General features: G+C 65.2%; 10 protein-coding genes and 2 tRNA genes. 5 read left to right on the forward strand and 7 right to left on the reverse strand.

Going from position 1 to position 13,335, the window contains the following annotated elements; genetic code table 11:
* Positions 1-36: 36 nt before the first annotated feature.
* Positions 37-3,636, reverse strand: coding sequence for a trifunctional transcriptional regulator/proline dehydrogenase/L-glutamate gamma-semialdehyde dehydrogenase (gene putA / locus FPZ54_RS06035; RefSeq protein WP_145845729.1), 3,600 nt, complete (start codon positions 3,634-3,636; stop codon positions 37-39).
* 95 nt (positions 3,637-3,731) lie between these two features.
* Here putA and FPZ54_RS06040 point away from each other — a divergent pair, with 95 nt between their 5' ends.
* Positions 3,732-4,205 carry an Lrp/AsnC family transcriptional regulator gene (locus tag FPZ54_RS06040; protein ID WP_145845731.1) on the forward strand — a complete coding sequence of 158 codons (474 nt, stop codon included), beginning with the start codon at positions 3,732-3,734 and terminating at the stop codon, positions 4,203-4,205.
* Here FPZ54_RS06040 and FPZ54_RS06045 read toward each other — a convergent pair.
* The 4 genes from FPZ54_RS06045 to FPZ54_RS06060 form a co-directional block, all read right to left on the reverse strand.
* Positions 4,206-4,282 (reverse strand) — tRNA-Met (locus tag FPZ54_RS06045).
* 69 nt (positions 4,283-4,351) lie between these two features.
* Entirely contained in the window at positions 4,352-4,861 is a 510-nt protein-coding gene (locus FPZ54_RS06050; RefSeq protein ID WP_145845733.1) for a 2'-5' RNA ligase family protein, read from the reverse strand.
* 54 nt (positions 4,862-4,915) lie between these two features.
* Complete coding sequence (locus FPZ54_RS06055; protein WP_239019733.1) at positions 4,916-6,844, reverse strand: potassium transporter Kup; 1,929 nt, start codon at positions 6,842-6,844, stop codon at positions 4,916-4,918.
* 123 nt (positions 6,845-6,967) lie between these two features.
* A complete protein-coding gene (locus tag FPZ54_RS06060; protein WP_145845736.1) occupies positions 6,968-7,438 on the reverse strand; it encodes an Lrp/AsnC family transcriptional regulator in 471 nt (156 codons plus the stop codon).
* Between the two features lie 136 nt (positions 7,439-7,574).
* On the opposite strand from FPZ54_RS06060, the gene ald reads away from it, so the two are divergent.
* Positions 7,575-8,681 carry an alanine dehydrogenase gene (ald, locus tag FPZ54_RS06065; protein ID WP_145849607.1) on the forward strand — a complete coding sequence of 369 codons (1,107 nt, stop codon included), beginning with the start codon at positions 7,575-7,577 and terminating at the stop codon, positions 8,679-8,681.
* Positions 8,682-8,754: 73 nt separating this feature from the next.
* Here the strand turns inward: ald and FPZ54_RS06070 are convergent, their stop codons facing one another.
* The gene (locus FPZ54_RS06070; protein WP_145845738.1) at positions 8,755-9,165 is read right to left on the reverse strand and encodes a hypothetical protein; all 411 of its coding nucleotides are present in this window, start codon (positions 9,163-9,165) and stop codon (positions 8,755-8,757) included.
* A gap of 330 nt (positions 9,166-9,495) precedes the next feature.
* Between FPZ54_RS06070 and rpsA the strand changes: the two genes are divergently transcribed.
* The 3 genes from rpsA (at position 9,496) to FPZ54_RS06085 (ending at position 11,836) form a co-directional block, all read left to right on the forward strand.
* Positions 9,496-11,205 (forward strand): 30S ribosomal protein S1, encoded by a 1,710-nt coding sequence (gene rpsA / locus FPZ54_RS06075; RefSeq protein ID WP_145845740.1) that lies wholly within the window; start codon positions 9,496-9,498, stop codon positions 11,203-11,205.
* Positions 11,206-11,402: 197 nt separating this feature from the next.
* Positions 11,403-11,681 (forward strand): integration host factor subunit beta, encoded by a 279-nt coding sequence (locus tag FPZ54_RS06080; protein WP_145845741.1) that lies wholly within the window; start codon positions 11,403-11,405, stop codon positions 11,679-11,681.
* Positions 11,682-11,750: 69 nt separating this feature from the next.
* Positions 11,751-11,836: transfer RNA gene (locus FPZ54_RS06085), tRNA-Leu, on the forward strand.
* Between the two features lie 31 nt (positions 11,837-11,867).
* Here FPZ54_RS06085 and FPZ54_RS06090 read toward each other — a convergent pair.
* Entirely contained in the window at positions 11,868-13,085 is a 1,218-nt protein-coding gene (locus FPZ54_RS06090; protein ID WP_145845742.1) for an NAD(P)/FAD-dependent oxidoreductase, read from the reverse strand.
* Between the last annotated feature and the right edge of the window lie 250 nt (positions 13,086-13,335).

Below are 13,335 nucleotides of genomic sequence, written 5' to 3' on the forward strand. Positions count from 1 at the left end.
GGGAGCGGCCAACGACGGCCCGCCCGCGCGTCGCCGCTACGCCATCGCCATCAGGCTGGCATTTCCGCCTGCTGCGGTCGTGTTGATCGAGGTGGAAACCTCCTCGACCAGCCAGTCGAGCCGGGGCGTTCCCGCCTGCACCAGCACGATCGGTCCGGGCAGCGCCGCGATATCTGCCAGCGCTGCCAACCGCGTCGCTTGGTCGCCCTCGATCAGCGCAGCGCTATACGGCCCTGCCCCGCGCCAGTCGGAAACCCAGTCGATCCGCTGCGCCACCCGCTGCGGCAGCCCGGCCAGCGCGTCGCGCAACGCCGGGCTGCCGATCACCGCGCGATTGCCCGTCGCCAGCACCGCGCATAGCTGTTCGATCAGCCCTGCACGCGTCTGCGGCAGCAACAGCGCCCGTCCGCGCGGATGGATGCTGTAGAGATTGGCCTCACCCACCGGCCCCGGCAGTTCGACCTGCGCGCCCAGCAGCGACACTTCGCCCGCCTCGCGCGCGCATTCGCCCGCATCGCCCAGCCACAGCGCGAAGTCGCGCAGCGCGGGCTCCGCGGCTGCCGATGCGATCTCCGGCGGCACCGTCTGCGCCTTGACCAGCCGCCCCAGATAGAGCGGCCCGCCCGCCTTCGGCCCGGTTCCGGAAAGCCCGCGTCCGCCAAAGGGCTGAACGCCCACCACCGCGCCGATGATGTTGCGGTTGATGTAGAGATTGCCCGCCTCGACCCGCTGCGTGACATGTTCAACCGTCTCGTCGAGCCGCGTGTGGAGGCCGAAGGTCAGCCCGTAGCCGGTCGCGTTGATCGCATCGATCACCCGGTCGAGGTCGCGACGGCGATAGCGCATGACGTGAAGCACAGGGCCGAACACCTCGCGTTGCACGTCGGCGATCGCATCGATCTCGATGATCGTCGGGGGAACGAACGTCCCCTGCCCGGTTTCGCCGGCGAGCGCGATCTGCTCGACGTTGCGGCCCAGACGGCGCATCTTTTCGATATGGCTGTTGATGTTGATCTGCGCCTCGGCGCTGATCACGGGACCGATATCGGTCGACAGCTGGTCGGTGCGACCGATCGACAGCTCGTGCAGCGCGCCCTTCAGCATCGCCAGGATTCGGTCGGCGACGTCCTCCTGCAGGCACAGGATGCGCAGCGCCGAACAGCGCTGCCCCGCGCTGTCGAAAGCCGAGGCGATGACATCGGCGACGACCTGTTCGGCAAGCGCGGAGGAATCGACGATCATCGCATTCTGTCCGCCGGTCTCGGCGACGAACGGGATCGGCGTGCCATCGTCGGCCAGCTGGCCCGCCAGCTGCTTCTGGATGATCCGCGCCACCTCGGTCGACCCGGTGAACATCACGCCCTGCGTGCCCGGCGCCGCGACCAGCGCCGCGCCGATGCGACCGTCACCGGGCACCAGCTGGAGCACCTTCGCCGGGATTCCCGCTGCGTGCAGGATCGCAATGCCCTGCGCGGCGATCAGCAGCGTCTCTTCCGCAGGCTTGGCGAGCACCGGGTTACCAGTCACGAGCGCGGCGCAGACCTGTCCGATGAAGATCGCCAGCGGGAAATTCCACGGGCTGATGCACACGACCGGCCCAAGCGGCGCATGGGCGATGCCCAGCGTGGCGCGCGCCTGCTGCGCATAATAGCGCAGGAAATCGATCGCCTCGCGCACCTCGGCAATCGCATTGGGCGCGGACTTGCCCGCCTCGCGCATGACCAGGCCCATCAGCAACGGCATCCGATCCTGCATCAGATCCGCGGCGCGGTCGAGACAGGCGGCACGTTCGGCGACCGGGACCGCCGCCCATTCCGCCGCCACGCTCGCTGCGGTCTCGACCGCCTTCGCCGCCGCGTCCTCGCTCGCCTCGATCACCGTGCCGACGATATCGAGCGCGTCCGCCGGGTTCGCCACCGGCCGCGCCTTGCCCTGCCCATCCGCCGGCTCCGCGACCCAGCCGATCGCCGCGCTCTCGCGCAGCTTCTCGCCAAGGTGCGCCAGCGCAGTTTCGTCCGACAGGTCGATGCCCGTCGAGTTCACCCGCTCGCCATAGAGGTCGGCGGGCAGCGCAATGATCGGATGCTTGCTCCCGGGCGCATCCATCGCGGTCACAACCTCGACCGGATCGGTCACCAGTTCGGCAATCGACACTTCGGGATTGGCGATCCGGTTGACGAAGGACGAATTTGCCCCGTTCTCGAGCAGACGGCGGACGAGATAGGCGAGCAGAGTCTCGTGCGTGCCGACGGGCGCGTAGATACGACACGGGCGGTTGAGCTTGTCACTTCCGACCACCTCGTCATACAGCGGTTCGCCCATGCCGTGCAGGCACTGGAACTCGTAATCGCCCAGGGCGAAGTCCGGCCCCGCAAGGTGGTAGATAGTCGCAAGCGACTGGGCATTGTGGGTCGCGAATTGCGGGAAGACGTGGCGCTTGGCCGCCAGCAGCTTCTTCGCACAGGCGATGTACGCGACATCGGTATGGACCTTGCGGGTATAGACCGGAAAGTCCGCCAACCCGTCCACCTGCGCGCGCTTGATTTCGGCGTCCCAATAGGCGCCCTTGACCAGCCGCACCATGATCCGCCGCCCCGCGCGCTGCGCAAGATCGACGATCCAGTCGATCACGAACGGGCAGCGCTTTCCATAGGCCTGCACTACGAAACCAAGGCCATCCCAGCCCGCCAGATCGGGATCGAGAGCCAGACTCTCAAGAATATCGAGCGACAGTTCGAGACGGTCGGCCTCCTCGGCGTCGATGTTGAAGCCGATATCATAGGATTTGGCCAGCACCGCCAGCGCCTTCACGCGCGGCAGCAGCTCGGCCATCACGCGCCCCGCCTGCGCACGGGCATAGCGCGGATGCAGCGCCGACAGCTTGATCGAGATGCCGGGCCCGCCGACCACGCCCCGGCCCGCCGAAGCGGTGCCGATCGCGTTCACCGCATTCTCATAATCGCGATAATAGCGGTCGGCATCGGCCATGGTCGTCGCCGCCTCGCCCAACATGTCGTAGCTGTACTGGAAGCCGCGCGCCTCGAGCGGGCGCGCGCGCTTCAGCGCCTCGGCGATCGTCTCGCCCGTGACGAACTGCTCGCCCATCATCCGCATCGCCATATCGACCCCGCGCCGGATCACCGGCTCGCCCGCCCGCGCGATCAGGCGCGTGAGCGCCGCCGCGAGCCCGGCATCGTTGACGCTCCCCGTCAGCTTGCCCGTCACCACCAGCCCCCAGGTCGCGGCATTGACGAACAGCGAGCGGCCGTCGCCGATATGCGCCTTCCAGTCACCCTCGGAGATCTTGTCACGGATCAACGCGTCGCGCGTCGCGGCATCGGGGATGCGCAGCAGCGCCTCGGCGAGACACATCAGCGCGACGCCCTCCTGGCTCGACAGCGCATATTCCTGGACCAGCCCCTCGACCCCCGTGCCCTTATGCTTGGCGCGCAAGGCAGAGATCAATCCGGTCGCTGTGGCTTTGGCCGCCTCGCGCACTCCGGTGCTCAGCTCGGCCGCGGCGATCAGCGGCGCAAGGCATTCCGGTTCGGGCCTGCGATAGGCTGCGGTAATCGCGGCGCGCAGCGGGGTGGCGGGGCGGATCGGCGGAGCGAAGTCGGCGAAGGGATGGGTCATGCCCCCCATCCTATCAAAGGTCTAAGCGGCAGATCGACTTTTAAGTCATTCCATGCGTATAACTTTGCCTTCATTTCGACAATTTGGCAGGCAAAATGCGCACCCAAACGCTCGAACATAGTGATCTCGATCCGTTCGATCGAAAGATCGTTGAGGTTCTGCGCATCGACGGGCGCATCTCGATTACCGACCTTGCCGCGCGCGTAGGCCTGTCGAAGACGCCGTGCCAGATTCGGGTAAAGCGGCTCGTCGCCAGCGGCGTCATCCGCGGCTTCCGCGCGATCGTCGATCCGGCGCGGCTCGGCCTCGAACATGTCGCGTTCACCGAGGTAAAACTGTCCGACACGCGCGAGGAAGCACTGGAAGCATTTCGTGCCGCCGTGCTGCGCATTCCCGAGGTCGAGGAATGCCATATGATCGCCAGCAGCTTCGACTATCTGCTCAAGGTCCGCACCGCCGACATCCGCCGTTATCGCGAAGTGCTGGGCGAACGCATCTCGAGCCTGCCGCATGTTGCGAGCACATCGACCTTCGTCGCGATGGAGACGATCAAGGACGCGGGGGGATGATGGTAGCGGAGGAGGGACTTGAACCCCCGACCCCAGGATTATGATTCCCGTGCTCTAACCAACTGAGCTACTCCGCCCTACCAAGGCGGCCCGCTACCGGGTCCGGCGCGGGCGAGGGGCGCACATAGGCAGCGATTCCGACGCGGTCAAGCGAACATGTGGCGCGAGATAAGCTCCCACGGCCCGCCGCGATAATACCAGGCGGCAAGGCCCGCGATCTCGACCTCGCGAGGACGGAAATCCTTGCCGAGCGCGCCAAGCAGCAGTTTGGCCATTGAAGGGGCCACCTTGTTCTGGATAGTAACATGCGGACGCCATCCGCCGGCATCCTGTGGAGTCAACAGCCCCGCAAATGCCTCGCACAGCGCGCGGCGGATCGCGGTCAGGCCGGGCGACTCGATTCTCACCGCCACGCCCCTGCCCAGCGCCATCAGACCCGCCGCTTTTGCGGGCGGCGCGCGCACGCCGCGCGTGGCGGCATTGAGCCGGTGCTTGAGTTCGTCCAGCGCCGAGGGCGGCAAGTGATGGAACAAGGTCAGATGCGCGGGCAGCACGTTGCGCTCGGGCGGAAAATGCTCCCGCCGCAACGCGTCGAACTCGGCCTGATCCCGGCGCCCGAACAGCGCCGAGACGATGATGGGGGCGGGGCCGTTCATCCGCTACGGGCGACCCCGGGCTTGTTCGCAGCTAGCAAGAGGAGCAGCTCCCCCTCAAATCTCGACCTGGCTCCCCAACTCGACCACGCGGTTGGTGGGCAGGCGGAAGAATTCCATCGCGCTTTCGGCGTTACGCAACATCCAGGCGAACAGCTTCTCGCGCCAGATCCGCATCCCCGGATGTTCCGAGGGCAACAATGTCTGCCGCGACAGGAAGAAACTGGTGTCCATCATGTTGAACGCCCCGCCACAGGTGCTGCACGACTGCAGCGCCGCAGGCACGTCCGCCTCCTGCATGAAGCCGTACAGGATCTTCATGCGGTGGAACCCCTCGCCCAGATCGTCGAGATACACGCGCTCAGCCTCATCGACATAGGGCTGGTCGGCGATCTTGACGGTCAGCAGCACGACCCGCTCGTGCAAAACCTTGTTGTGCTTGAGGTTATGAAGCAGCGCGTGGGGAACGCCCTCCGGGGTCGAGGTCATGAACACTGCGGTGCCCTTGACGCGCGTCGCGGAGACAGCGGCGGACTGGATGAATACCTTGATGGGCATCGCCGCCTCCCGCATCCGCTCGACCATGAGCCTGCGACCCTTGGCCCAGGTGGTGAGCATGGTGAAGATCACCACCCCGACCAGCAGCGGGAACCAGCCGCCATCAGGCACCTTGGTCAGATTGGCGGTGAAATAGGCGAGATCGACGACGAAGAAGAGCGCGAGCAGCGGGATTGCGTAGCGCTTCTTCCACTTCCACAGGCCGAACAGCACGACCGCAATCAGGAAATTGTCGATCAGCATCGCGCCCGTCACCGCGATACCATAAGCGGCGGTGAGGTTGGACGAGGTCTGGAAGGTCAAAACGAGCAGGATGATCGCGATCATCAGCGCCCAGTTGATCAGCGGGATATAGATCTGTCCCGCCGTCGCCGCGCTGGTGTGGCTGATGCGCAAGCGCGGGATGAAGCCGAGCTGGATGCCCTGCTGCGTCACCGAAAAGGCGCCGGTGATCACCGCCTGCGACGCGATGATCGCCGCCATCGTCGCGATCCCCACCAGCGGCAGCCGCATCCATTCGGGGGCGAGCAGATAGAAGGGGCTTTGCAGTGCGGCAGCGTCGCGCATCAGCAATGCGCCCTGCCCCATATAATTGAGCATCAGCGCGGGCAGGACGAACCACAGCCATGACACGCGGATCGGGCGGCGCCCGAAATGCCCCATATCGGCGTAGAGCGCCTCTGCGCCGGTCACCGCCAGCACGACCGAGCCGAGCGCCAGGAACGCCGCGAATCCGTCTATCACGAAGAAATGTACCGCATAGCTGGGGAGCAGCGCCCAGAGCACGCCCGGGGTCTGAACGACGCTGATCGTACCAAGCGTCGCGATGGTCGCGAAATAACCGAGCATGATCGGGCCGAACATCGCGCCGACCCGCGCCGTGCCGGTACGTTGGATCGAGAAGAGCGCGACGAGGATCGCCACTGCGATCGGCAGAATCCAATTGGAGAAGGTCGGCGCCGCGACCGCGATACCCTCGACGGCCGACAGCACCGATACCGCAGGCGTAATCATCGAATCGCCATAGAAGAGTGCGGTCGCGAACACGCCGAGGATCACGATCCCTGCGGTCCATTTCTTCTGTCCACTCGCTCGATTGATGAGCGCCAGCAGCGCGAGGCTGCCGCCCTCGCCCTTGTTGTCGGCCCGCATGATCACGCTGACATATTTAAGCGTCACCACCGCCATCATCGACCAGAACATCAGGCTGATGACGCCCATGATATGTTCCTGGTCGAGCGCCAGCGGGTGGTGGCCCGCGAACGTCTCCTTGAACGCATAGAGCGGGCTGGTGCCGATATCGCCGAACACGATCCCGATCGCGCCCACCGCCAGTTTCCACAGCGCGGCCTCGCGGCCATGCGGGTGATGCTGGTCGACGGGCGTCGAGTCGGTCGCCGGCTCGGGGCTTCCGTTGGGCTCGCTCACGGGAGAAACTGGAATGCCGTGGCGAGGGAGCGAGAGGTCATGCGACCATTGCCTGTCCGTTGAAACAGCGCGGGCCGTTAGCATGTGCAGCAAGGAGCCGCAACCGCAGGTCCTGCAACCGTCTCACCTCGCCCCGCCGAACAGCGCATCCGCCTCACTGCGGGTGGGTACCGATCGCAGCACAAAGCTGGAGCTGATCTTCACCACGCCCGGCAGCCGCCCCATGGCCTCGCGGTGCAGACGTTCGTAGTCGTCGAGATCGCGACACAGGACTTTCAGCCGGTAGTCATATCCGCCGGAGACCAGCGCGCATTCGACGATCCCGTCGATTTGACCCACCGCGGCCTCGAATCGAGCAAGATCCTCGTCCACCTCGGTGCCTAGGGTGATATCGACCATCGCCGTGACACTATACCCCAATCGCCGCAGCCCGAGCCGGGCGCTGTACCCCTGGATATGGCCCGAAGCCTCCAGCGCCTGAATGCGGCGCGTGCAGGCCGATGGCGATAGACCGACCTCCCCCGCGATCTGATTGACCGGTGCGCGCGCGTTGATCGACAGGTGCTTCAATATTGCTTCGTCGATTCGATCCATATTGCACGAATCCTGCACGTTAGCTGAGTACGCAGCATATCCATGCAAATCCGCGTTGAACAGTGCATGACTTTGCAGGGATTTATGCCTCTGTCCTGCGTTACGGTGCGGCCCGAACCAGATTCGGAGAGAGATGATGCGCGTCGGCGTTCCCAAGGAAATCAAGAATCACGAATATCGCGTCGGCCTCACTCCGCCGCTGGTCGCCGAACTCGTGGCCGCAGGGCATGAGGTGGTGGTCGAGACCAGCGCAGGCATGGGCATCGATTTCGAGGATACCGACTATGCGAACGCGGGCGCGCGGATCGTCGCGACCGCGGCCGAGGTGTTTGCGCAGAGCGACATGATCGTGAAGGTGAAGGAACCGCAAGCCCGGGAAGTCGCGATGCTGGAGCCGCGCCACACGCTGTTCACCTATCTCCACCTCGCCCCCGATCCCGAACAGGCCGCCGGACTCATCAAGTCAGGCGCCACCTGCATCGCCTACGAGACCGTCACCGCCAACGACCGCTCGCTCCCGCTGCTCAAGCCGATGAGCGAGGTCGCGGGCCGCATGTCGGTTCAGGTCGGCGCACATTATCTTGAGAAGGAGCAGGGGGGGCGCGGCGTTCTGCTCGGCGGCGTCCCCGGCGTCGCTCCGGCCAAGGTCGCGATTCTGGGCGGCGGCGTATCGGGCATCAACGCGGCGCAGATGGCCACCGGCCTGCGCGCCGACGTCACCATCTATGACATCAACAATACCCGTCTCGCCGAACTCGACATGCATTTCGGCAGCCAGATCAAGACCGCTTATGCCAGCAAGGCGGCGATCGCGGCCGCCGTGCGCAACGCTCATCTCGTCATCGGTGCCGTGCTCGTCCCCGGTGCGGCGGCGCCCAAGCTGGTGACGCGCGACATGCTCAAGACGATGAAGCGGGGCAGCGTGCTGGTCGACATCGCGATCGATCAGGGAGGGTGTTTCGAAACCAGCCGTCCGACCACACATGACGATCCGGTCTACGAGATCGAGGGCGTGATCCATTATTGTGTCGCCAACATGCCGGGCGCGGTCGCGCGCACCAGCACCTTCGCGCTCAACAATGCGACGTTGCCGTTCGTGATGCGGCTCGCAAATCTGGGCGCGGAAAAGGCGATGGCCGCCGATCCGCACCTCGCCAACGGGCTGAACGTCTATCAGGGGAAGATCACGCATGAGGCGGTCGCCGAGGCGCTGGATCTGCCGTTTACGGCCTGGAAGCCCTGAGGCCCCGCCTTCGCAGCCAGCTTGTCCGCCGCCCCCATCCCCCGCTCCCCGGGGCGGCGGGCATCCCGCCGGATCAGTCGCCCGCCGTCAGCCAGGTTTCGGCGGCATTGGGTGACAGGAAGATGTTCTGATATTCGACCAGCGTGCGGCGCAACTGCATCTTGAGCAGGCTGGATTCGACGATCAGCGCGATCCGGTCGCCCGCGCGGTAGAGGCGCAGATTGCCAGCGCGCATCCGGTCCGCCGCCTCCTGTGTCCGAACCGGCGCGTGGCGCAGATCGGCCAGCACGCGGATGCGCCCGAACCGCGCTCGGGTCTCCGTGACGATGCGTTCTAACACGTCGAGATAGCGATCGACCTGATCGGCGTGCTGCATCCCCACCTTGCCGATGCGCAGAATTCCCGAACGCTCGTTGCGGGCGATCTCATACTGGCCCGGCACCGCAGCCAGCGACCGCAAATCCGGTCCAGCCTCCATGGACATCGCCCGCTCCTCCCCAAGAACCTATTTGCCGGACAAATGGCATCATCGTCGTAAATAATCGGTAATGAGCGCGGCGCTGCCGGATTTTCTTGTTTTTCACGCCCGGTGGAGCTATGGCGCGCCCGTTCTGCGAGCGGGTGCTTGTAGAGGGAGGCGCGGGGCGTTTACGCTCACGCGCCATTTTCGCTTTTCATCCAGAGAGCGTCGCCCCTCCCTTCACCTGTCCGCAAAACGCCGTGACCGGCGTTCGGCCGCCACGGCATTTCGGCCTAAAAGACCGCTGGATCCAACCAGCCGGCCGGAAAAACGATAGTTAGGACTGAACCCTTTATGGCCTCTACGGCAAACCCCACGCGCGACGATTTCGCCGCGCTTCTCGACCAGACGCTCGGCGGCGCAGAAAGCTTTGAAGGCCGCGTCGTCATCGGCACCGTCACCGGCATCGAAAACGATCTCGCCATCATCGACGTGGGCCTGAAGAGCGAAGGCCGTGTGCCGCTGCGCGAATTCGCAGCCCCCGGTCAGCCCGCCGACCTCAAGGTTGGCGACGAAGTGCAGGTCTATGTCGACCGCGTCGAGAACGCCAATGGCGAGGCGATGCTCAGCCGCGACCGCGCCCGCCGCGAAGCCGCATGGGATACGCTGGAACTCGAATTCTCGCAGAACAACCGCGTCGAAGGCGTGATCTTCGGCCGCGTCAAGGGCGGCTTCACCGTCGACCTGTCGGGCGCCGTGGCGTTCCTGCCCGGTTCGCAGGTCGATATCCGTCCGGTCCGCGACGTCCAGCCGCTGATGGACCTGCCGCAGCCCTTCCAGATCCTCAAGATGGACCGCAAGCGCGGCAACATCGTCGTGTCGCGCCGCGCCGTCCTCGAAGAGAACCGCGCCGAGCAGCGTTCGGGCCTGATCCAGAGCCTGGCCGAGGGCCAGGTGATCGACGGCGTCGTCAAGAACATCACCGATTACGGTGCGTTCGTCGATCTCGGCGGCATTGACGGCCTGCTGCACGTCACCGACCTCAGCTACAAGCGCGTCAACCACCCGTCGGAGATGCTCAACATCGGCGACACGGTGAAGGTGCAGATTATCCGCATCAACCGCGACACCCAGCGCATCTCGCTCGGCATGAAGCAGCTCGAGAGCGATCCGTGGGATGGCGCCAGCGTCAAGTATCCGGTCGGCGCGAAGCTGACCGGCCGCGTGACCAACATCACCGAATATGGTGCGTTCGTCGAGCTCGAAGCCGGCATCGAGGGCCTTGTCCACGTCTCCGAAATGAGCTGGACCAAGAAGAACGTCCATCCGGGCAAGATTGTCTCGACCTCGCAGGAAGTCGATGTGATGGTGCTTGAGGTCGATCAGGAAAAGCGCCGCATCTCGCTCGGCCTCAAGCAGGCCCAGCAGAATCCGTGGGAAGCCTTTGCGGCTGCTCACCCGGTCGGCACCGAAGTCGAGGGCGAAGTCAAGAACGCCACCGAATTCGGCCTGTTCATCGGCCTCGACAACGACGTCGACGGCATGGTCCACATGTCGGACATCGCCTGGGGCATTTCGGGCGAGGACGCGCTGGCGCTGCATCGCAAGGGTGAGACGGTCAAGGCCGTCGTCCTGGCGGTCGAGCCGGACAAGGAACGCATCAGCCTCGGCATGAAGCAGCTCGAGCGCGGCGGCGTGCCGACCCCGGCGGCTGCCGGCGGTGCGCGCGTCAACAAGAACGAGATCGTCACGGTCACCGTCCTCGAAGTCCGCGATGCGGGCCTGGAAGTGCAGGTTGGCGACGATGGCGCGACCGGCTTCATCAAGCGCACCGACCTTGGCCGCGACCGCGACGAGCAGCGTCCGGAGCGTTACCAGGTCGGCCAGAAGTTCGACGCGATGGTCACCGGCCTCGATCGTTCGAAGAAGCCGACCTTCTCGATCAAGGCGATGCAGATCGCCGAAGAGAAGCAGGCGGTTGCGCAATATGGCTCGTCCGATTCGGGCGCGTCGCTGGGCGACATCCTGGGCGAAGCGCTCAAGGCGCGCGAAGACAAGAAGTGATTGGCGGCGGGGCGGGCGATTTTTCACGCCCGCCCCGCTCAATCATTTCAACGGGTTCGGACCAGTCATTCCGAAACCGGGGTCAACGGGACAAGATTCCGTTGATGTCCCCCTCCCACTCCGCCTACATCCTCCTATAGTGAATACCGCAGTTCACGCGGGGCGCCGTCCTGCGAGCGGAAAGCCGGGGATGGGATATGATCCGTTCGGAACTCGTACAGATGCTGGCGTCGGACAATCCCGACCTGTCGGCGCGTGAGATCGAGCGCATTGTCGATACCTTCTTCGAGGAAATCACCGGACAACTGGTCAGCAATGGCCGCGTCGAGTTGCGCGGCTTTGGTGCCTTCTCGACCCGCGCACGCGAGGCGCGCACCGGCCGCAACCCGCGCACCGGCGAAGCGGTGGATGTCGAGGCGAAACGCGTCCCCTATTTCAAGCCGGGCAAGGAAATGCGCCTGCGCCTGAACGTGTAACGGACTCTCACCTCTCCGACCCAATTCGGCTTGGCACGCTTCATGACCGCGGATACACGCTCTGCACAGGCGGGCGTGGCGGAATGGTAGACGCAACGGACTTAAAATCCGTAGGGCTCCGGCCCATGGGGGTTCGAGTCCCCCCGCCCGTACCAGCGCCGCGCGTTGCCTAAGCGGTGATCGATTTCACACCAGTTCCTTGAGCGGAACCTCCGCGTCGGCAATTTGCACCGGGTCAGGCGACAGGCCTTCGGTCACCAGCTTGCGCCCCTGCACGAAATCCTTGGTCGCATTGACGCAGTCGAGCGCGATCACCCTGCCCTGCTTGAGATAGACGACCGAGAAGCTGCGCGTCACGGGGTCGCCGCGCACCACGCACTGGTCGTAGCCGATCGACAGGCCGACCGTCTGGAGCTTCAGGTCATATTGGTTCGACCAGAACCACGGTACCGCGTCATAGTGTGCATCGAGCCCGGCGATGGTCTTTGCGGCGACGCTCGCCTGATCGTTGGCGTTCTGAACCGACTCCAGCCGAATCTTCGCGCCGTCGGCGAAGCCGTTGGCGTGTAGTGCGCAATCGCCGATCGCGAAGATGTCTGGCAAGGAGGTCCGGCATTGCGCGTCCACCGCGACGCCATTGCCGCCCTCCGCTCCCGCAGCGATCAGCGGCTGGACCGCGGGGACGATGCCGATGCCGACGATCACCATGTCGGCGGGGATCACCTCGCCATCGGCGAGGCGGACGCCGCTGACCTTGCCCTCGCCCTCGATGCAGTCGACCGCGACGCCGAGCCGCAGATCGACGCCATGGGCGCGGTGCTCGGCTTCGTAGAAGCGCGACAGCGGTTCCCCGGCGACGCGCGCCAGTACCCGGTCGAGCGCCTCGAGCAATACCACCTGCTTGCCGAACTTGGCGAGCACCGCCGCCGCCTCCAGCCCGATATAGCCCCCACCGATCACCACCGCGCGGGTCACGTCGGCCATCTCGTCGATCATCCGATCGGCATCGGCGCGGGTGCGCACGGTGTGGACGCCCTTGAGCGCATTTCCCTCACACGACAGGCGCCGCGGCGATCCGCCGGTGGCCCAGATCAGCTTGCCATAGCCGATCGTCTCGCCGTCGGCGGTGGTGACGCTGTGCGCATCGGGATCGACCAAGACCACGCGCCTGCCCGTCAGCATGGCAATGCCGCGCTCGTCCCAGAAGGCGGGGGGCCGGATCAGGATGCGTTCGAACACCTTGTCCCCGGCCAGATACTCCTTCGAAAGCGGGGGGCGCTCATAGGGGAGTTCCGGCTCGTCGCCGACGATCGCGACGCTTCCCTCGAACTTCGCCTGGCGCAGCGTGATCGCCGCCTGCGCGCCGCCATGCCCGCCCCCAACGATCACGACGTCATAGTGCATTTCGGACTCCCCGCGCCTCCGCCCCGCGCATCGCGCGACGGGAACGATTCGACGGGTCAAATGCCCGCAGGCGACGGCGCAATCAACCGGAGCGCGCAATTCGATCCGATATCGCAAAGGTCACGAAAGATACGAAAAGTGCCTTAGTGGCATAAAACGGTTTGACGCCGTTGAACGAGGCGGCCAGAAATACCCATCCCCCGCCGACAGGCAGGGCGACATCATGAATGCCGGATCGGGGCGCCGATGT

Source organism: Sphingomonas suaedae (assembly GCF_007833215.1).
In the GTDB taxonomy this organism is placed as follows: domain Bacteria; phylum Pseudomonadota; class Alphaproteobacteria; order Sphingomonadales; family Sphingomonadaceae; genus Sphingomonas; species Sphingomonas suaedae.

Coding starts and splice junctions, on each gene's coding strand:
- FPZ54_RS06040 (WP_145845731.1), top strand. CDS start 3,732: ATGCGCACCCAAACGCTCGAACATAGTGATCTCGATCCGTTCGATCGA.
- FPZ54_RS06090 (WP_145845742.1), bottom strand. CDS start 13,085: ATGCACTATGACGTCGTGATCGTTGGGGGCGGGCATGGCGGCGCGCAG.
- rpsA (WP_145845740.1), top strand. CDS start 9,496: ATGGCCTCTACGGCAAACCCCACGCGCGACGATTTCGCCGCGCTTCTC.
- putA (WP_145845729.1), bottom strand. CDS start 3,636: ATGACCCATCCCTTCGCCGACTTCGCTCCGCCGATCCGCCCCGCCACC.
- FPZ54_RS06080 (WP_145845741.1), top strand. CDS start 11,403: ATGATCCGTTCGGAACTCGTACAGATGCTGGCGTCGGACAATCCCGAC.
- ald (WP_145849607.1), top strand. CDS start 7,575: ATGCGCGTCGGCGTTCCCAAGGAAATCAAGAATCACGAATATCGCGTC.
- FPZ54_RS06050 (WP_145845733.1), bottom strand. CDS start 4,861: ATGAACGGCCCCGCCCCCATCATCGTCTCGGCGCTGTTCGGGCGCCGG.
- FPZ54_RS06070 (WP_145845738.1), bottom strand. CDS start 9,165: ATGTCCATGGAGGCTGGACCGGATTTGCGGTCGCTGGCTGCGGTGCCG.
- FPZ54_RS06060 (WP_145845736.1), bottom strand. CDS start 7,438: ATGGATCGAATCGACGAAGCAATATTGAAGCACCTGTCGATCAACGCG.